The organism is Brevibacillus sp. AF8 (assembly GCF_021270385.1).
Taxonomy (GTDB): domain Bacteria; phylum Bacillota; class Bacilli; order Brevibacillales; family Brevibacillaceae; genus Brevibacillus.
Genome location: NZ_JAGQDN010000002.1, coordinates 591,245 through 611,774, shown reverse-complemented (window position 1 = coordinate 611,774; position 20,530 = coordinate 591,245). Strand labels below are relative to the sequence as shown.

Annotated in this window: 16 protein-coding genes; 2 read left to right on the top strand and 14 right to left on the bottom strand. The window is 47.4% G+C overall.

The genetic code is table 11. The annotated features are described in order from the left end of the window. Positions 1 to 18: 18 nt before the first annotated feature. The 9 genes from KB186_RS06145 to KB186_RS06105 all read right to left on the bottom strand — a co-directional run bounded on the left by KB186_RS06145 (position 19) and on the right by KB186_RS06105 (position 10,752). On the bottom strand, positions 19 to 1,158 hold the full coding sequence (locus KB186_RS06145; protein WP_173609308.1) for a VWA domain-containing protein: 1,140 nt from the start codon (positions 1,156 to 1,158) through the stop codon (positions 19 to 21). After that, positions 1,143 to 3,545: a DUF5682 family protein gene (locus KB186_RS06140; protein ID WP_232773246.1), complete on the bottom strand. Its 2,403-nt coding sequence runs from the start codon at positions 3,543 to 3,545 to the stop codon at positions 1,143 to 1,145. The genes KB186_RS06145 and KB186_RS06140 overlap by 16 nt, the downstream gene beginning before the upstream one ends. Next, positions 3,506 to 4,606, bottom strand: coding sequence for an ATP-binding protein (locus tag KB186_RS06135; RefSeq protein WP_173609310.1), 1,101 nt, complete (start codon positions 4,604 to 4,606; stop codon positions 3,506 to 3,508). The genes KB186_RS06140 and KB186_RS06135 overlap by 40 nt, the downstream gene beginning before the upstream one ends. A 200-nt stretch (positions 4,607 to 4,806) precedes the next feature. Beyond that, positions 4,807 to 5,667, bottom strand: coding sequence for a tryptophan 2,3-dioxygenase (gene kynA / locus KB186_RS06130; RefSeq protein ID WP_173609311.1), 861 nt, complete (start codon positions 5,665 to 5,667; stop codon positions 4,807 to 4,809). 80 nt (positions 5,668 to 5,747) lie between these two features. Beyond that, complete coding sequence (locus KB186_RS06125; protein ID WP_173609312.1) at positions 5,748 to 6,743, bottom strand: aliphatic sulfonate ABC transporter substrate-binding protein; 996 nt, start codon at positions 6,741 to 6,743, stop codon at positions 5,748 to 5,750. A gap of 28 nt (positions 6,744 to 6,771) precedes the next feature. Further along, complete coding sequence (locus tag KB186_RS06120; protein WP_173609313.1) at positions 6,772 to 7,527, bottom strand: ABC transporter permease; 756 nt, start codon at positions 7,525 to 7,527, stop codon at positions 6,772 to 6,774. Further along, positions 7,460 to 8,302, bottom strand: coding sequence for an ABC transporter ATP-binding protein (locus tag KB186_RS06115; RefSeq protein ID WP_173609314.1), 843 nt, complete (start codon positions 8,300 to 8,302; stop codon positions 7,460 to 7,462). Before KB186_RS06115 ends, KB186_RS06120 begins: the two co-directional genes overlap by 68 nt. A gap of 169 nt (positions 8,303 to 8,471) precedes the next feature. Further along, entirely contained in the window at positions 8,472 to 9,956 is a 1,485-nt protein-coding gene (locus KB186_RS06110; RefSeq protein ID WP_173609315.1) for an amidohydrolase family protein, read from the bottom strand. 184 nt (positions 9,957 to 10,140) lie between these two features. Beyond that, positions 10,141 to 10,752, bottom strand: coding sequence for a DedA family protein (locus KB186_RS06105; RefSeq protein ID WP_173609316.1), 612 nt, complete (start codon positions 10,750 to 10,752; stop codon positions 10,141 to 10,143). 254 nt (positions 10,753 to 11,006) lie between these two features. Between KB186_RS06105 and KB186_RS06100 the strand changes: the two genes are divergently transcribed. Then, the gene (locus KB186_RS06100) at positions 11,007 to 11,834 is read left to right on the top strand and encodes a hypothetical protein (protein WP_221867023.1); all 828 of its coding nucleotides are present in this window, start codon (positions 11,007 to 11,009) and stop codon (positions 11,832 to 11,834) included. A 78-nt stretch (positions 11,835 to 11,912) separates the two neighbouring features. Here KB186_RS06100 and KB186_RS06095 read toward each other — a convergent pair whose 3' ends face one another. Next, entirely contained in the window at positions 11,913 to 12,422 is a 510-nt protein-coding gene (locus KB186_RS06095; RefSeq protein WP_232773245.1) for a GNAT family N-acetyltransferase, read from the bottom strand. Between the two features lie 279 nt (positions 12,423 to 12,701). On the opposite strand from KB186_RS06095, the gene KB186_RS06085 reads away from it, so the two are divergent. Continuing rightward, positions 12,702 to 14,447 carry a cysteine desulfurase-like protein gene (locus KB186_RS06085; protein WP_255688427.1) on the top strand — a complete coding sequence of 582 codons (1,746 nt, stop codon included), beginning with the start codon at positions 12,702 to 12,704 and terminating at the stop codon, positions 14,445 to 14,447. Positions 14,448 to 14,487: 40 nt separating this feature from the next. Here KB186_RS06085 and KB186_RS06080 read toward each other — a convergent pair whose 3' ends face one another. The 4 genes from KB186_RS06080 to KB186_RS06065 form a co-directional block, all read right to left on the bottom strand. Beyond that, positions 14,488 to 16,098 carry a SagB family peptide dehydrogenase gene (locus KB186_RS06080; RefSeq protein WP_173609320.1) on the bottom strand — a complete coding sequence of 537 codons (1,611 nt, stop codon included), beginning with the start codon at positions 16,096 to 16,098 and terminating at the stop codon, positions 14,488 to 14,490. Positions 16,099 to 16,120: 22 nt separating this feature from the next. After that, the gene (locus KB186_RS06075; protein WP_232773244.1) at positions 16,121 to 18,061 is read right to left on the bottom strand and encodes a TOMM precursor leader peptide-binding protein; all 1,941 of its coding nucleotides are present in this window, start codon (positions 18,059 to 18,061) and stop codon (positions 16,121 to 16,123) included. Further along, the gene (locus KB186_RS06070) at positions 18,051 to 20,000 is read right to left on the bottom strand and encodes a putative thiazole-containing bacteriocin maturation protein (RefSeq protein ID WP_232773243.1); all 1,950 of its coding nucleotides are present in this window, start codon (positions 19,998 to 20,000) and stop codon (positions 18,051 to 18,053) included. Before KB186_RS06070 ends, KB186_RS06075 begins: the two co-directional genes overlap by 11 nt. Positions 20,001 to 20,151: 151 nt before the next feature. After that, positions 20,152 to 20,409: a heterocycloanthracin/sonorensin family bacteriocin gene (locus KB186_RS06065; RefSeq protein ID WP_221867029.1), complete on the bottom strand. Its 258-nt coding sequence runs from the start codon at positions 20,407 to 20,409 to the stop codon at positions 20,152 to 20,154. Positions 20,410 to 20,530 lie beyond the last annotated feature (121 nt).

The following is a 20,530-nucleotide window of genomic DNA, read 5'->3' as shown; positions in this document are numbered from 1 at the left end:
TCCTCCTTCTTTCTATCTCTATTTGATAACCTTACCTATCCATTGCGCGAGCTCATCAGGCGTGATCGCAGCAACATTTGCTCCCATATCACTCAAAACCCGTGCAGCATGCTGGTTGTACGTAGCGTTGCCATTGAAATCCAAAGCCGTCAGCACTAAGAACTTGCAGCCCGCATCAATAATTTCCTTGCTTTGGCGATACATTTCCTTGATCGGATAGCCTTCCTCCAAATCGCTGACGAGGATAAATATCGTCTTGGATGGATTTTCGAGTAGTGATCTTCCGTATTTGAGCGCCTGGGCAATATGAGTCCCCCCACCAAGTTGCACACTCATCAGCACATCGACCGGATCATCCAGTCTATCGCTCAAATCAACGACCTTCGTATCAAAAATAACCAAATGCGTTTTCAAGGCAGCAAGCTTGTAAAAAATACTTGCCATAACGGAGCTGTAAATCACAGAGTCCATCATACTTCCGCTCTCGTCCACGACAATGACGATGTTCCATTTGTTGTGATGCTGAATATTGCTGTGGAAATACAGGTCATCAATGATAAAACGGCTTTTTTTGTGATCGTAGTTCTTCAAATTTTTCCGAATCGTTTTATGCACATCCAGATTTTTCATCGACTTTGTATAACCGCGTTTGTGGCGATTGCGTTTGCCGACGATACTGGTCTGCACTTCATTCTCAAGCTGACGCCGCAGATCGTCTACGACCTTGCGTACAATTTCCTTTGCACTTTTTACGACCTCTCCTTTCATCCTGCCTTTGAATTGGAGGATGTTTTTCAAGAGGGTCATGTTGGGTTCCATGCTTTCCAACACTTTTTTGTCTGTCAAGAGCTCTGTCATGTTATAGCGGTCCAGAGCTTGCCGCTCGAGGATTTCCACCGTCTTTTTGGGAAACAGCTTGCGGATTTTATTCAGCCAGACGGGAACCGTCAATGCCGAATCTCCTCGGCCGCCTTCTTTTCGATAGCCTTGCTCTTCTCCGTATTCACGGTTGTATAAAAATTCAAGAATCGAGTCCAGTTCCTGATAGGAAAACTCGGATGATTGATAGACCCCGCTGCCTTCCAAAGATTCCTCGGCATGAGAGCCCAATAATAACCGCCAGCGATTCAAGGCTTCGCGGCTCAAATCAGGTTCCATTTGGCAAACTCCTCCTTGATCGCTTGATCGAGCATGCGGGCATCACGCAAAGTACGCTCATCGATGACTGGATTCGTGACTTGCTCCACCGTCGTTTGGAAGAGAGCTGCCACTTTTTCCGAGAGCATACTAATTTCCATTGGGCTAAAATATGTAAACGCCAATCGCAGTTCAGGCACCACCTGCAAAAAGTCGTCGTAGGCCAAGGATGTAATCATTTGATGCAGATCGCGCAAGATTTCCTCTTGATAAAAGAGGTAGTCACGAGCCACGATAAAAACGCCATGTAAATACGCGGCAGTATGAAGCATTTGCTCAGGCGAGCCGAACATATAGGCACGCGCACGTCTGGAGATTTCTGCGCGTTCGACCACTTCGAGATTGCACAAGATCGCAACCACTACCCCCTCCAGTTTCGCAGGGAGCTTGTCGTTACGCAGCAATTCCAGCAGTTGATCACTGAATATCTCTATAGAATCATCCGCCTGTCTTTTCTCACTCAGCATGTAGAGGAATTTGAGCTGATCGGCCAACTCATCCAGTTCGTTGGGGTTCGGGTTTCCCTGCTCGACGATTTTGGTCACAGCCTGGTAATATACTTCTTCCACCAGCTTCTCCAGCCGTTCTGACTCGATCAAACCGAATAACCGTTTTTGCTCCAAAAGAATCGTGAGTGTTTTCAACGTTTTGCAAAGAGAGAGAAAATGTCCATCTTGCTTAACCGACTCTTGTACAGATTTAAAGAGTCGTTCTGACAGCTCTTCCAATCCCATGACAACCGCCATCAAAAGCCATTTTGCCAGTTCATGGCTCTGGTGCTGCGGCAGTTCTTTTACCATATCGGCTAGCTTATGGGCAGCTGCTTCCTTCACTGTCCCACCGTAGACCGAGCTCTCGATCAGACGGGCTTCGACGAACGAGGAATAGCTGTAGCGCCATGTTTCTCGGACGAGATTGACATTTCGGTTGTTCATCCAGTCGGGTCCAGCTTCTTTGGCGCAAAATTCTGTGCCCAAGAACTGCATGCAGTGAAAAAACTGGCTGGCTTCGCGATGCGACTTCTTGGCATACAGCTCCAGCACCTTCTGATTGCGCCCTGTTGTCGTGATCGCGAGCTTTAGCGATTTGCATCTGTCTTTGCAATCTCGAACGATAGGCACATCCAGTGAATTTGGGGCCACTTCACCGATTCCATCTCCGGTCAACAGCTCTCGCAATGTCTCGATCGGCTGGGAAGTCGCAATCGACCGTTCTCCTTTTGTAAAAGCAGAGAGAACGGAATCGATCAACTCATAGGCACCGCCCTCAGCCTTTTCCCGCATAACTGCCAAGCCGTTCATGAGGCTATACGCTTCGATCGCATCCGCAGTAGACGTCGGTTCTCCTTTGTCGCGCAGTTTTTTGAGCAATTGCGGGAGGTATATCAAGGCGCTTTTCGAGAAAGGAGCACGTTCCTTCTTCTCCAGGGCCTTCCACACACTCTCGTAATAATGGACGTACGGCATCCCGCTTGCGTATCCATTCAACTGATCTGCTTCCTGGTACGTGTACACCATTGGATATATTTTCTCTTCCTGGACCTTTTGTATCTTGTAGGAAGTCTTGCGCTCCTCGATGAGTCCGTATGTATGAAAGCCCCCGGTAATCACGAGAATTCTCGCGTGCTTTTGCTTTGCCTCTGCAATTTTTTGACGCATATGCGCCTCGCGAATCAAATCGCCTTCCGCTTCCAAAGTAGCGTCATCATAGCATTTTCGCGACAAGTAGCAGTAGGCAAAGACATCCTTGACGAAATCCTGCGTCTTTTTGCGAATCCCGTCAATCTCAAAAACCTTTTCCCACAGCTCATCGAAGTTCCTGCATTTCATCGTCTGGCACAATCGCTGTATAAATTGCGAGCCTGCCAGCATGCGCTCATCGTGATAGGACAGCTTTTCATTCTTCTTTTTCAAATCATGGCCGTCTTCCAAGCTTTCGAGGCGGCTTCCGTAGCTGAGATCAATGAAAGCAGCAGGAATCTGCCGGCGTTTTGCTTCGACCAAGGCCACATACTCCGGCGAATACAGAAGAAACGGAAAGTAACAGACGTATTTTTGCTCCCCTGAGGCGTACGCATAATAAATGCTCACAGGAGGCTTCGTCCGTTCATCCGTCAAAATCGGAATAATATGATTGCTATGGTCCGGGCCTTCAATCAGAATGATTTCCGGTTGATACTCTTCGATCGTTTTTTTCAAATGAAACGAGCAGGCAGGACTATGATGACGAACCGGGAAATAGACGACCTGTTTGCTGAGATTGTAAACCTCTTCTTCGACAAATGATTTTATGAAGCGGTCCTGATCCTTTATTTGATCCATTTCTTCTCGTTGTAATAAGTTCCCCATAGACCCTCTTCCTTTGCCCGTTCTTTGACCACTTTGGTAAAGTAGGTTTTCAGGATATTTGCGTCCTTTTGGTTTTCCTTGACGACGGCCCCAAGCATATTCTGTACCAGTCGATCCATGGAAATTGGCCTGCCATCATAGTAATGGGATGTCATTGCACTCTGGACATAGACGGATACGGCTTCGGCTGTACTCATCACGGATTGAGGGGAGTCGATTTTGAATCCTTCCTTCGTCTCGCCCATGCGCAGCTCCATGAAGGTCGTCGCCAATATCTCAACCACATCGCGATCGATTTCGATGTTTACGCCACTTTGTTCCAGGATCACTTTTGCTTGGGATTCGATAATTTGGGCTTCCATTTTCACATGATTAATCGGCGCGATTGTCTCAAAGTTAAAACGGCGTTTGAGCGCGCTGCTCATTTCATTGACGCCTTTGTCCCGCAGGTTCGCTGTTGCAATGATATTAAAACCGGGCTTCGCAAACAGGATCCCGTCTGACAGCTCGGGAATGTTCATCACCTTGTCACTCAAAATACTAATCAACACGTCTTGAACCTCAAAAGGACAACGGGTAATCTCTTCAAAACGGGTAATGATTCCTTTACTCATTCCGGTGTACAGCGGGGAGGGAACCAACGCTTGCAGAGAAGGACCTTTGTCCAGCAGCATCGCGTAGTTCCAGGAGTATTTGATCATATCCTCCGTCGTTCCCGCGGTGCCTTGGATCGTATTCGTGCTTGTACCGGAGATGGCCGCAGACAGCAGCTCAGACAGCATCGTTTTTGCCGTTCCAGGTTCACCGACTAGCATCAAACCGCGATTGCCTGCCAACGTGACGATCGCGCGCTCAATAAGCACATCGTCTCCATAAAACTTTTTCGTAATCGGTATACTTTCACCCTCATAAGAGAGAGGTTCATCCGTTCCTAAAATAAAGTCGCGCACAGCTCTGGGCGACATCAGCCAATTGGGAGGTTTTGCCCCTTTATCATGGGATCGCAGCGCATTCAGCTGTTTGTCATATAACACTTCCATAGGTGGCTTCATTGTTTCCATCCAAATGCCCACTCCATTTCTGGTTGTTCTTGAAAAAATAGGTACACTATTAAAAATGAAAACATATGTTTGTCAGGAAAAGAAGGGTATTTGTACCCAATATTAGGTAAGATATGTGAAAAAATGTGAAAGGAGTACTACAATCGAAAAAAGCGCCTTGGGTCCCCAAGACGCTTTTTTCGCTTTTTTTGAAGAGTTTTTTACAACAACGTCCGCAAGCTCCATAGCTCCGGGAAAAAACGGTGATCGAGCGCTCTGCGTAAGTACATGACGCCCGATGACCCTCCGGTTCCCGGCTTTTGGCCTATGATGCGTTCGACTGTCGTCATATGGTTAAAACGCCATTGTTGTTGCTGGCTGGCGATGTCCACCAGCTTTTCTGCCAACTCGTACAGATCCCAATATTGGTTCACATTTCGATACACAGTCAGCCAGGCTTGCTCGACACTCTGATTTGGTTGATATGGCTGTGACCAATCGCGATTCAAACATTCCGGATCAATCGGCAAGCCCCGAACAGCCATCTCCCTGATCGCCGCATCGTAAATGCTTGGCTGCTGCAAGGCCGCACTCATTTTGGCGTGAAGCTCTGGTTGATGCGTATACACCGCTAGGACATGCTGGTTCTTGTATCCTAATGTAAATTCGATGAGTCTGTTTTGGTAAGATTGAAAACCGGACGAATGACCCAGCGTGTCACGGAACTGGAGGTAATCGGCTGGCGTCAATGTAGAAAGGACATCCCACGATTTAATCAATTGCTGCTGGATACGCGAGACTCGCGCGAACATTTTGAAAGCTGGCTCCAGATCGTGATTGCAGATGCATTCGTTTGCTGCTGACAGTTCGTGCAAAATTTGTTTCATCCAAAGCTCACTCACCTGATGAATGATAATAAACAGCATTTCATCATGATGGGTGGATTGACGCTGTTGACTCGACAAGATTTGATCGAGCTGTAAGTAATCGCCGTACGTCATTTCTTTTTGAAAATCAGTATGAATCTGTGTCTCCAATGAGCTGTCGTTTGGTTGATTACTTCCTTGTTCATGTGGTCTCATCGTGGTATGACCTCCTTTCTCATCTAATTCCTTTCCACCCCTCGAACCTCCTGCTGAATCACCCTCCTTCTCACCCGATTTTATTTCGCTGATTCCAAATATTTCAAATCTATCAGACCATCGATTTTATTACTCGGAATATAGCCCGCTTCCTGGCTGATATCTGCCATTTCCTGAATAACTTTTTCATTAACCGCTGTTGTTACTTCCAAACGGGAAAAGGCTGCCTGCACTTCTTTTTTGCTCAACTCTTTGCCAGTCAGATTTTTCAGATGCTTGATGATCAGGTCTTGGCTTTCTTCGGGATTTTCTTGAATGAATTTGACTGCCTTTTTATGAGCTTGCAGGTAAGCGGTTGCCAATCCTTCTCGTTTCAAAAATTCATCGCTGGCTGCTACTACTGTATTCGTTGATTCTTTCCCCCAAGCGAATTGATCCCAGTCCAAAAGTAATTTTCCTCCCGCCTTATTTTCCAGTACATATCCCCACGGCTCCTGGGTTGCCGCACCGTCAACGGATTTTTGTACGAATAATGCTGCCGTATCTGCCGGAGCCGCCGCATACAGTTCCACATCCCCACCATTCGTCGTCGGTTTGAGGCCAACCTCATCCAATGCTTTTCTGAGCATGACATCCTGTGTGCTGCCGATTACCGGAATCGCGATTTTTTTGCCTTTTACATCTTTTAGTTCGGTAATGTTGGTTGAACCATTCATGACGAGAACAGCTCCGCCATTGACCGCTCCTGAAATCAAACGATAACCGGGATGCTTGACATAAAAGTTCAACAACGGTCCAGGTCCGACTGTCCCTACATCAATTGCTTTTGTTGCCATTGCTTCCATAAATAATCCGCCATTGGCGACCGTTTTGGTTTGAATTTTTACATCCGCACCGAAAGCTTCCTTGAAATAGCCTTTCTCCAGTGCAATGATCGTTGCGCTATGGGTAAGATTCGGGAAATATCCGATCTTTACTTCCTTTTCAGAGGATTCTGCTCCGCCCGTAGAGCACCCGCTCGCAATCCCCATCAATAATAGGGATGCGACAACGGTACTGATCACTTTTTTAAGCATGTGACGACACTCCTTCGCTATTTTTCTTTTATGAATGGACTCCCCACTTCATCTGAACGTTGCGTTCGATCCGTGAAAAGACAACATTATCGACGACGGTACCGATGATCGCAATAATGATCATGACAGATATCACCAAATCCATTTGTCCAAGGGAACGTCCCATCTCGAGCAGTTGACCGAGACCACCGCCACCCCCGAGCAGCTCACCAGCCATGAGTGCCCGCCAGGAAAATGCCCAAGCGATTCGAAGCCCTGAGATGATCTGTGGTACGGATGCAGGAAGAATGACTGTTCGTACAAAGTGAAAGCCAGTCGAACCGTAAGTTTTGGCTACCCGCTGATATAGCGGCGGGACATTTTTAAAACCGCTGGTCGCGTTGACCGTCATCGTCCAGGTCGCCCCAATCGTCACGATGAACAGAATGGAGAAGTCATTTAAGCCAAACCAGATAATCGCAAGCGGGAACCAGACAATGCTCGGAATAGATTGAAGCGCCGTCACGACAAACCCAAGCGTATCTTCTACGAGTTTGTATCTCCAAATGAAGTAACCCAATATTAGTCCGACGATAATGGCAATGAGAAAGCCCAACAGGATTCGTCCCATGCTTTTTCCAATCGCGGCGGTAATTTGCCCGCTTATCAAGCCATTTACGAGTGTTTCAAAAATCTGGGTCAAGCTAGGAAACATGAACGATGGCAACCCGGATAATTTAGATGTGACTTCCCATATCGCCGCTATCATAGCGATGAAGATGACCCGTCTTAAAGCTGTAGTCATTGCCCATTTCCTCCTTCAGCACCTTTTCTATCTCTTCTTGCAGGATCGACAGCACCTTCTGCTCCGTGTTGACTGTCACACTGTCCGGCATGACTCCATCGCGCATAGCAGGAACCGCAATGATCTCCTTGATTTTTCCGGGGCGTGTGGCAAAAACGACGATCCTCTCCGCAAGCAAAACGGCCTCCCGGATATTATGGGTAACGAAAAAAATCGTGACCTTGGTCGTCCGCCAAATCTCAAGCAACTCCTTATGAAGAACCATTCGCGTCTGTTCATCCAGCGCCGAGAAAGGTTCATCCATCAGTAAAATGTCGGGTTCCATGACAAGTGCCCGAGCTATGGCTACGCGTTGCTTCATCCCGCCTGAGAGCTGATGGGGATAGGAATGAACATACTTGCTCAAATGGACCATTTTGAGCACTTCCAGCGCCTTTTCGTTGGCTTTCGCTGCAGACATTTTCTTTAACTTGAGTCCGTATGTAACATTTTCCAAAACGGTCAGCCATGGAAATAACCCTGCTTCTTGAAAAACGACGACTCTGTCGGGGCCGGGCTTATTCACTTTGTTGCCAGCAACGTGTATGTCACCGCTGTCCGGTTGATCCAATCCCGCTATCAAGTAGAGCAGCGTCGATTTTCCACAGCCAGAGGGGCCGACAATGGAAACGAAGCTGCCCTTTTCCACTTCCAGATTGATATCATCGAGCACCTTTACTTTTTGTTTCTGTTCATCCACAAAATGTTTCGTAACATTATCAATAGTCAGATACATGACTGCACCTCTTTTTATTCCAACTTAGTCGATGGGGATTATGAATAAATAATGATTAATCCTATCGTTTTTGTCAACTATAATCCAATAAAAAAAGGGAAGGCGGCGGGCACCTTCTCCTATTCAATGCAAGGGCAACACTTTAGGTGCAGCATTAACATTCTCCAAACTACAATTTCGTCGGGTCAAATCTTCTCTCATCCAAATAAGCTCGCGCATGCCCCCAGAAATACTTGCTTGGCTGCATGTAGACTTCCAGGCCTGCCCGCTCGATTGTGCGATTCGCCTCTTCATTCGCTTCCTTGAGAATTTGCTTTTCATCCACAGTCAACACACGGCGTTCGTCCATAATCAGTTCACCGTCGACAATGACATGGTTCACATCTCCACCGACTGCCTGATAGACAACACGATGGACATGCATGTTTTCGGGATTCAAGTGGGCCTGATGCATATTTACTGTAATGACGTCCGCTTTTTTACCAGCTTCCAGCGACCCCAGCTCATCGTCCCAGCCCACACAGCGCGCCGCGTCAATCGTGACCATTTCCAGCAGCTTGCCCGGCGGGAGGTAGTAATAATCGCGCAACGCCGCTTGTTGCAACAGTTGCATTCTGCGCATGGCCTGGAACATGTCAAAAGGAGTCATCGGCGAGGTGCCGTCTGTTGTGATCGCAACAGTGGCTCCCATCTCCAGCAATTCCGTAATCGGGGTGCGTGCATTGATTTGACCAAAACCAGGAGAAGCACTCACATTCGTTCCTGTTTCGGCCAAAATTTTCGCCTCGTCAAAAGAAATTCCCCGACAATGCTGCAAGTGTACATCTGGACCTAAGAGCGCGTACTCTTTGTCTTGAATCGCGAGGTGAATCATGCCTCCAAAAGCATCGGAATGGATGCGCGTGTCGTACTTTTTCGCAATCTCCCTGATTTTCCGCGCTTGGTACCGGTCGAAATCGGTTAAGCCAAACAATTGGTCAGCTGGTGTCGGATAAGACGGATTGACAGAGGTCACGATGACAAAGGGAGTTATGTATGCTCTCGTTTTATCGTTGTTCGTATGATTCAGGGCTTCGATCACTGCTTCTGCTCCAGCGAGAACCTGCTCATAGGTGACTTCCTTCGTTACTTTTTGTCCATCGATCCAGCGGCTGAAAGGATGCGGCCACGGTGGGTTGCATGGACCTGTCGCTACGATTTCGCGAACACCCACCTCGTTGTACGCTTTGGCGTGATTCAAGGCAAAAATCGGATCATCCGAGCGCGGCATCGAGCCGAGTACGCTAACACCTGTCGTAATCCCAGCTTTAAGCCTCTCCAGTGCCGACAACTTGCCCTCGTAGTACCAAAAATCGTCTGTCACGTAGTGCTTATACGTGTTGGTCATGATTGGCATCCAGTCGTTGATATTGTCCGTCGCAATCGTTTTGAACAACGAATGTCCGCCATGACCATGTGCGTCAACGAAGCCTGGGAGTATACAATGATGCGCGCAGTCGATTACCTTTTGCGCGGGATACTTGTCTATTAGAAGTGGAGTGTCGCCCACCTCTACAATTCTTCCTTTATCAATGGCGACTGCCCCGTCCTGTAATACCCGACGGTCTTTGTCCATGGTAATGACTACGCCGTTTACGAGTAACAAATCGATCAAGTTGCATCTCCTCCAGCCTCAAGAATAAGGGCGGTGCCCATGTCACCTGCTCCACCTTCTCTCACCTTAACGCAATTAAGGCGCTTTGTATTTGCAAGAAAATTACGACTTTTTATAATATGTTTACCTCTTGGTTCCAAATGGAAAAACCACCTTCCCTTGAAGGAAAGATGGTTGGAAGGTTCTAGGCATCCACTTTTCGTTTGCGGAGGAAAACAATGAGGAACGCTATCCCCGCGAATGCGAGAACAACATAAACAACATTGGAGTAGAGATCGAAATAGTACAGAATGTCTTCCCATGATTCCCCCAATAAGTGACCTGCCACCACAAGGACGATGTTCCAAATAAACGTACCAAGTGTTGTAAACAACAAAAACAGAGGGAAGTTCATTTTGGTCATACCAGCAGGAATGGAAATCAGGCTTCTGATCAATGGGACCATGCGGCAAAAAAAGATCGTCCAGTACCCGTATCGGTCGAACCATTCATTTGCTTTATGGATATCTGCCGGTTTAATGCGCAGAATATGTCCCCATCTCTCTACGATCTTCTCTATTTTCTTGACATCCAGGTAATAACCGATTCCATAGAGTATGATTGCCCCGATCACAGAACCGATTGTAGCTGACAAGATTACGCCAAAAACCGTTAAGGATGATTGCGTCGTCATAAATCCACCGAACGTCAAGATCACCTCAGAAGGTATGGGCGGAAATATGTTTTCCAGTGCCATCATGAGCAAGATACCGAAGTAACTATATTGTTCAATAATTTGGGTCATCCAGTTCTGCATGCTATCCCTCACAATTATTTACCAATGCTTATCTCTCCAGTATAGAGAGACGCGTTGCATAGTTCAATGAAAAGCGATAATCTTTTCCTTTATTTCAATACGAAAGAAGGAAGTCTTGGGTTACCTTTCCTTTGAAAATTTTCATTTAAAATATTCCTGAGCAAAAAACATTGCAAAGAGAGGTAATATATGGAATATTAAAAAGGTGCCTCCATGCACATTTTTCAAAAACGAATCGTGAGGAGGTGAACTGTGTGTTTCGCAAGATTGTCTATTCACTCGTATGTTTTTTGCTGGTTATGACTGCTGGCGCCGTTAATGTAAACGCGGCCGTACCAAAAGCAACCGGCATGTTTTTCATTGACAAACCATTTAAGAAAGAAGGACTTCGGTTTCAAGTAACCGTTACCGAAATCGACAATCCTAAATACGACTCACCAATGTACCACGTAAATACGATTGTCACGAATATTTCGCGGAAGCCAATTACCTACACGACTGGTCATTGCTATGGTGTAACAAATCAACTTGAAGCGTTTGCCTCTGGAGACTCTTGGGAGCTTCCCTACCCTGAAGACGAACCTGCCTGTACACCGGACATCAAGGAAAAAACCTTAAAGCCCGGGAGAACATTGGAGCAAGATGAATATTTCCGAACAGACGAACTGCCGAGTGATCTAACGCCAGACTATTTTCAGTTAAACTCTTACGTACACATCCTCATAGGACCTGAAGATAAGGAACGCAAAGAGGAAATTGTAAAGATGCAGACGAAATTTCTTCCAGAGCTGGCTCTCCATCCAGATGAGATTGAGCTCCATGCTGAATCAAGTGAGCTCCCTAAATCGTATTACCAAATCGAAGTGACAGGGAAAGTCTCGAATAAAGAAATCAAGCGCGTAACCATTCAAGTCTTCAATACGGTCATTACGTTGCGAATCGACTCGAAGTCAGGAGAGTTCTCCACGAAGAAAAAAGTAAAAGCAAAAGGCCCGTCCCTTCAATCAGGAATACTCGAAGTAACGTATAAAGATGGCACGAAACATATCTACAACGTTCCCATAGAAAATTCCAGCAACTGATGTTCTCCACGAAAAAAAGGACTGCCATGTGTGCGTCCTTTTTTTCGTGTGAAACTCTGATTCTGTTCAGGAGTGCTATTATTTCTGCCTATACCAGTAAATCATTGCTTCGTCCCTCTTAATTTCTGAAAAGCCCAGCTTGACTAATAATTTTGCGGAATCTATGTTAGCTAGCAAGCACCTTGCCGTAATCTTTTTCACATCTGGCTGCAACAGCGCCCAATCCGTCAAGCCTTCAGCCGCCTCGTACGCGTAGCCTTTTTTTCGCTCGGCTTCAACAATTCCATAGCCGATGTCCACTTCTCCTTCGGGATTCGGGACTCCTTTGAATCCTACATCACCGATGATCTTCCTGCCATCTTTTGTAATGATCATCCACGATTCAAATCCAGTTGGTTCCCCTGTGCGTTCGAGTGCCTTGATGATTTTGGGTATGCTTTCCATCGCATCCGCATCAGGCCAGCCTTCGCCTAATGTAAGCCCCATAGCCAATAACTCTTCGTAATTTTCATGCAAAATATTCGTCGCTATTCTATGTGTAAATGGAATCAATTTGAGCCGTTGTGTATGAATGCTTTTTTCATTCATGGACAGGTACCCCTTCCTCTTTCCTTTATTATCGGTGAAAATATTTACGTTGGATTTACTCGACATATGTCTTTTCAGAAAGGGTCTATTCCTACACCTCAGCTTCTCTTTCCATACTCCGATAATAAGAATCGCTCGGGCATCACCATTATAGCATGATTTTCCAACACTCTTTCTGAGAACGAATAGAAGATTGATTAATTGGAATTTTTTTCGAATAATGAGAGATAACGAATGATGATAGACACAACGGACATCCAGTCGATAAGGAGTGAAAAAATGTCTACAACGCTAAACACTGCGCTTGTCCGCATTCAGCCCTGGGCGGATCACGATCTTTCCTTGCTGCGTCTTTTGAATGCGCCAGCCATGATGGAGCATCTTGGAGGCCCAGAGACGGAGGAACAGCTCCTTGCTCGGCACGAACGATACGTCAATAAAGACGGACAGCTTACCAGCAAGATGTTCAGTATCGTTCTGCTTCCAGATCACACCACTGTCGGAAGCATCGGCTATTGGGACCGCATCTGGCAAGGAGAAAACGTATACGAAGTAGGCTGGAGCGTCCTGCCTCCTTATCAAGGGAAAGGGATAGCCTCAGCGGCTTTAGCCTCACTCATCGCACACATCAACCAAGAACAGAGACACAAGTTTATTCATGCCTTCCCCTCCGTGGACAATCCTGCCTCGAATGCCATTTGCCGAAAGCTCGGTTTCACTCTGCAATCAGAATGCACCTTTGAATACCCTCCTGGAAGTTTTATGCGCTCGAATGATTGGCGATTAGAAGTTACATCAGGACATTTCCCCATTGAAAAAGTCCGAGAGCAATTCCCCGCACTTCAACGAACGTACAAAGGCAAGCCAGTTGTTTATCTGGATGGTCCAGGCGGCTCGCAAGTCGTAAAATCCTCCATGGACGCGATCTATCACTATATGGCGAACGGTGGAGCGAATTTACATGGCTCCTTTCCAACGAGCAAGGAGACAGAAGCCATTCTGGCAGATGCCAAGCAAGCCGTAGCCGATCTCTTCCACGTAAGGCCGCTAGAGGTTGCCTTCGGTGCGAATATGACCACCCTGACCTTTGCCATTGCTCGTGCATTAGGTCGGCATTGGAAAGAAGGGGATGAGATCATCGTCTCCGAGATGGATCACCGCGCCAATGTAGACCCGTGGCTGACTGTTGCCGCTGATCGCGGAATGATCGTTCGGTGGTTGAAGGTGAACAAAGAGACACTTACGTTACAACTAGATGAACTCGATACCCTCCTTACTTCCAGAACCAGACTTTTGGCAGTCGGGCTTGCTTCCAATGCTGTCGGAACGATCCATGATCTCGCTGCCATTTCCCAAAAAGCACGCGCAAAAGGAGTCGTTGTTGCTGTCGACGCCGTGCATGCGGCCCCTCACTTCTCCATCCATCGTGACGAGATTGGAGCCGATATCCTGCTCTGTTCCGCTTACAAATTTTTTGGTCCACATGTCGGAATCGCTGTCATCCGCAAAGAAATTTTTGAAGCACTCGATGTTTACAAATTGGTTCCCGCTCCTTCTTCTTATCCAGATAAACTGGAGACCGGAACACAAAATCATGAAGGGATCGCAGGAATCAGACCCGCTATCGAATTTGTTGCATCACTTGGTCTCGGTGATAGCTTCCCAGAAAAAATCCGCTCAGGTTACGAGGGAATCGAAGCTTATGAAAATCAGCTGGCAGAAAAGCTCCGAAAAGAACTTGGCGCAATGAAGGATGTCACCATTTATCAAGCAGGTGAAGATGTACCGAAAACACCGACGATCGCTTTTCGGATCGAAGGGATTTCTCCGCAAGAAGTATGTGAGCGATTGTGTGAGGAGCATAGCATATTCGTTGCGAATGGGGACTTTTATGCGACAACACTCGCCAATTGTTTGGGAATCAATGAAAGTGGCGGCTGGATACGAGCGGGGCTGGCACCGTATAATACCCACGAGGAAATGGACCGTTTCATTCAAGGTATCAAAGCCATTATACGAGCATAATACAAGACCCGGGTCAACGAGACTCGGGTCTTCCACGTTTTTATCCATGAAGCCCGGTCTGAAATCTGGCGCGGGGGCGATAGTGCCCGACCGGAATTTGAATCAAGCAGGTTTTCTCTTCGGTCTCTAGCTTGTAAAGATCATCGCAATTCTCCACGTCAAATCCGAGTAGCGGATGACCACCCATTCCACACGTGAACGCTGCCAAAAGCAAGTGATGCACGACGATTCCCGCCTCCATCTGCTGAATGCGATACCCTCGATAACCCAACTCATTGATCAGATGATCACGTTTCCCCGCCACATGAAAGCAGAGCGGCACTTGATACAAATTTACGTTGTCCAGAGTCATCCCGTCTTGAAGGCGTGCTCGTAAATCTCCATATACAATCGGATAAAGCGCGTGCTCCCGTGGTTCGTATGCATATGCCCCATCTTGCATCCCTTCGACCTGATGAATGCTTACATAGAGAGATAGCCTTCTACAAGCTGCTTCCTGATTATTTCCCAAATCATTGCCATACGATAGAGCACTCATCGTCATTTCCATGATACGCGCTACCTGATTCAGGTCTGTTTTCCTCTTGACAAAGTCCATTTCCGGTGAAAAACGCTCCCGGCAATATTGCGCCAGATCATAGCTTGGTTTCTGCAAACGCGGGAGAAGGATTCGCTCATCAAAATGACGAGGCCACTTGCTTTCCAACTGATCCGAATATCGTCTAAATGCATAGGTAGATGCCTGCATGGCAGCTTCATTCATTTGCAGAAGTGCAGGATATTGCCTCATTCTTTTTGATCGCATCACGTGCACATGCTTTTGCTCAGGCAGTTCTCTGATTAGCTCGCTTGCTGTCTCTTCCTCTTCTCGTTCTGTCCATTGTGCCGGTGAGTGCGAATACCTTCCCCCTTCTGTTTGAAGCGATAAGGGGACTACCGCGTAGACACTCTCTTGATCGGCAGACAATCCTAGCAGTGTATTCAACGCTCTATCCAGGAACTGGTAGTGTACCGAAGTCGTCACGCCGAGCTGGCTTGCCATTTCCTGCAATTGCCCAAGCAGTACACCAGCATCGAGGCCCTGCAATCGATAGGAAAACTCATCATACTTAAAAAAGTTCTTCCAAAAATAGATGGATACGAAAGCAACTCCAAAGCATGCATGTACCGGACAACTGCCACCAAGCGCTCGGCTAAGGACGTGATCAAAATTCCCTTCGCGCAACTGTACGAGTCTGTGATGAGCCACATCGTAGTGGTATAGACCTGGAGGAATACTCGATAGCTTCACATACACGTACAGCTCACTCGGATAGAGCCCTCCCCCAGATGGAACAGGTCTTCGATTCGTTACAAGCGGCCAAAACGACTCAGATTCTGCATCTGCCGAAGTCGTGGTTACCAACGATTGGCTGATTTGGATCAGTCCGTAGCTATACCATAACCAAGCGCCCAATTGAGGAAGAGACATTTCTTGTGAAACCGTTTGATCTACAAGTGAAAAAGGAATATCTTCTGGCAATGGAATGACAGGTAGCCCCCTGTACACTTTGTATGTAAGTGGCGCATCCCCCCAATCCACTTCACTATCACTTGACCTGGCGTTTTCTGTATCAAAATGAAGGCGGTACAAGAAATTTTCGAGGCTCATCCGGCTCACTCCCAGATGCATGTTATGGAAACGGATGCGGAAAAGGATTCAACTCGTCTACACGCAGTGGTTGTTTCGCGTAACCCAATTTCACAGGGACCTCCAATACTCTTTTCAATCCCGTTACTCGCGTGAGATGATGGCCAAAAGTCATCGGAAGCATGCCAGGAATCAATACACGCACGCAAGATAAGCCGTGGCGCCCTACCTCTGGTGTCGTTTGATCCACCACAATGACATCGAGATCTACCTTTTGGAACACACCGAGCAACTCCCGCAAATCGTCTGTTAGATCACGATTTTGGTTTCTTCTAGGAAAGCGTTCAGCGAATGACACCATCGGACGTGAATCATCTATAAGAAAGGATAAGCGCTCCGCTGCTTCCGGCAAGCTGTAAAGCATCGCATGATCGTCCATCTTTTTCACCAAGGATGAATCATGGAGCATGCGCAAGTATTTGTCTCGGTTTGCTTCGTACTTGTCTGTCAAGGTCATGAGCATGGCAGCCGTTTCGAAAATGGAGCTTTTTACCGCGCGGATCGGGTCTGGATGCGCTCCTGCTGCACAAATGAGGTGCAGGCCTTCCACTCCACGGTTTTTCGCAATCGTCCATACAGCAGGAATTCCATTTTCCATGGTCGCATCGAACAAGTACAAATCGTAATTGGTAACGGTCTGCATCCGATCGATCAACAGAAGCAATTCCCGATCATTGACCGTAGCGGGATCGAGTCGCGGCAATGGCAATTTGGCATACCAGGTCAACAAAAAAGCATCTCGCTCCACCACTTCGAGGATGCCGTAAAAGATCGCCTCCTCCAAACTGCCACCTAATGCACAGCCATTGGAGGTCTCAAATACAACTCCCTCCCCGAATCCCATACTATAGTAGGCCATGAGTTCTGGTACAAGAATGGGTCGCTCTTCTTTAAAAGAATACCCCCATACCCAGTTCATTTCCCGCTTGGGATCAAACGGCTGAAACGGAAAATCAGGCAGGGCATACTGCTCTTCTGAATGGGTTCCCGCCGTCGTCGGGTCAAGGGCATTCGGTGCAAGGTTTGCGTAGCAGTCGCGTACCATCGTCCGCTTGCCACGCGGCATCAGCCCGCAATATCTTTCCATTCCTTCCAGAATCGCCGTTATCTCACTATCCGCGTATGAAACAGATCTACCTGCCGTACCCTCGTCATGCGAAAATAACGGCAGATTGACACTAACATCTGCGAACACAGAGACAAGATCACGCATTTTCCCATTCAAAAACCCAGTACGGGAATCCAAATATTCGGTGGAAAGTGCTTGTTTCAACTCGGCAATGGGTTTGGTCCGATAGCTGTCCGGGCTTTGTTTTACGATAGGCTTCAAACGTATCCTCGCCTGCTCTTCGGAATCCTCAGGTAACTGACTGCATACCGGACATAACGGATTCGGCAAAAAGAAGTGGCGCGTGCTTGTCAATGTTTGCAAATCAATGAACTGGATATGCCCTGAAAACTGGGCTTGCCTGCCGCCTCCTATACGATCAACTTCCGCGCTTACATGGTATGCCACCTGTAACAATCCTGAACGGGATGCCCACGGGTCACGGGGTATGCCACCTTTTTCACTCAGCATGTGTTGTACCTTCCACATCTCTTTGCGATCGCGTCCCGCCATCAGTCGCCGCATATCTGCACACTGGGAGCAGCCTGTTTGACCTGGACGAACCAACGGGCCTACGATGGCCTCCCCGAATGAAACAAAGCCGCGTAGCCATGGGATATTTGTTTGCCGAAAATGTTTTTCTGCCTGCAAATGCAAGGCAGGATGGTACGTATCGTGTAACAGGAGAGCCAAATCAGCTCGACTTGTCGCCGACTCCATGGTTTCACTGTGCCACACACGATAGTCCTTTCTCAAACGTTCCGAAACCAGCTCTGCCAGTACTCCGTCTCCGATAAGCAGAATATCAGATGTCATTGGGCACCTCCCTCGAAAGCTGCAGGGCGAATACACCGCCAAGGTCTTCTTCCAGGAAAGGCTCTATCGCGGCATTCATGACTAGCGGAGTAAGGTGATGAAGGGCCAGCACCTCGAGAGCTTGTATCCATACTGCTCTTTCCGATTCTTCCTGAACGCTGTTTAGTGCAAGCTCGATGGCTTCACCCGTTAATCCAACAGATTGCGCTGTCAGGACATACTTAGAGACTTGGTTGGATGGAGTCTGAACCTGTTGCAAGGCAAACATCAGCGCTGATCGCAATGCATCTCGCTCCTGCAAGCCAATACTCCCGTACCAACCCGCGAGCGTTCCCACCCAATACACCGGAAATCCGGACACCTCATACCCCTTTGCAATTATTGGTTTTTCACCCAACGTAGTAAGTGACCGGACATAAAATTGGCATGGTTCATCAGCAATCGTGTCAACGCGTACTGGTCGTCCTGTTGGTTGTCTCCCTTTCATTTCTGATGTATACATGATCGTCAAGCAATGTCGAAGTGCACGATTAAGTCCTTCTGCTGGCGTTTCCCCTGCGCCGACTCCGATATTGCCATTTCCTACAGCTCGGAAAGCAGCGTCTGTGGTTGCAAGGTGGTTCACCAATCTTCCAACATACATTTCTACCCCAAGAAGCCCCGCTTCTCTACGTGCCTCTTCATGGGTATAACCAGGGCAGATAACTGGCGACATCAGCTCCGCCGGGCCTTCTGAGACAGGATCGACAGCTGTAACCATACACTGTGTGAGCGGTAATTGCGTGAGCTCACCCTCATCCCAGTTGTGAAAAATTCCTGTATCCGATGAGGTCCACGACTGAAACACAGACTGTAGTCCTTCCTTTGGTTCTGTCTTATCGGCTAGTCGAGATTCAAGCTCTTTTCTATCCAATATCTCCAGGCACATCTCTTTATTCACCATCGGATGGGGCAGGAATGATCCCCAGCTTCCTTCCAATGTCTCCAAATTCAGAACATACACCTTGTTTTCATTCTGCGCTTCATTGACACCAGTCACATGTTTAAACCATTCGAACACTGCAATATTCGCCAGTATCCCTGCTGCCGTCATTGAAAATGGATGTTGATCGGGATCCGCACATAAAGTCTGTCGGTGCAAACGACGCCAAGCCGATTCTAGGCAAGCGGCTGATTCGGGATTAATCAGCGGTCCAGCTATTCCTTTTTGCATCAGACAAACGGCAGGAACAAATACTTTCTGCCTCTCTCTGCATGCGGAATGAATGACGCTCATTTCATCCTTGCTTACTTGCGCTGAGGTGTACAAAACAGCAGCGAAAGGCTCAATAGCCTCCGACCACTCTGCAATGCCCCACGACGCTGGTTTCAGCTCCTCCAGCTTGACTTGCGCGTCTTTCCTGCGAGCATGCTCGATGATGGCGTCTAATCGCCCGCGATTCGTAGGAGCTTCGTTCGTGATGACGTAATGGAATTGAACGCAGCCTGATTCTAGCAAGGCGTGGGCAACAGAAAGGAGAAAGGAACCTGCCCCAATGATTAGTACCTTTTCCGTTCGATATTTTTGAAATAGATATCCACCCGATCCGCCAAACTGGTCCAAAAATTCAATCTGTTCTGCATAGGCCGTCATGATTTCAGGCGATAGTTCATGTGGCTTCTCTCGACTGATGTCTTGAAGAAATCCATTTTGTAAAAGCGTGTCTGCCACTTGGTATATTTGTTGCTGGTATTCTTCCGGCAAATCGTCAGTCAATTGGGCCAGCGTGTACTCCCCATTAAACATCGGCATGAGCTGGTCAACCCATCGATCAATCATATCCCCCTTCATTCGAAATGTTCCGATGTTGTTCCGAAAGTATACACTCCCATCTGAATCAGGCAGATAAACCGTATCCCGCTTCACTTTTATGCGCATTGAAGGATTCAGCCTAACCATTCTCCTCCCCCTTTTTATGCGAGATCAGTCCTTTTGCGACATGATGTGTCATCGTCATTTTATGTAGAACACGTTGTCTCACATGCCAGCTAGAAAAACAAAACCCCTGCCAAGAACGTCATCCTGGCAGGGCGCTTCATTCGGTTTATCGTTATACGATAAAGCATGGGAAGAAGCAAGTGCAGGTGCATGTGCAGAAGCAGGAACAGCTACAGGAGCAGAAGCAGGAACAACTGCAACTACAACTACAACTACAACGCCCGCAGCGGCCACAACCGCATCTACCACATCCACATCGGCCACGAACAAGCGTCGCTTCATTCATTTTTTGTTTATCCCAACGCTGTACGTGATCCGATTTTATTTCGGAAGCCTTTAGTTTTTTTAGCTCTTTTTTGAAATCATCCATTCATCTTCACCTCCGCCACTTCATGGAGCTACTCTAGATTTATGAAGTGACATTAGGTATTCGTTCCATGATCATGCGCCCATTTTTGGTTTAACTTGAGAAGATCCAGCTATGCCACAAG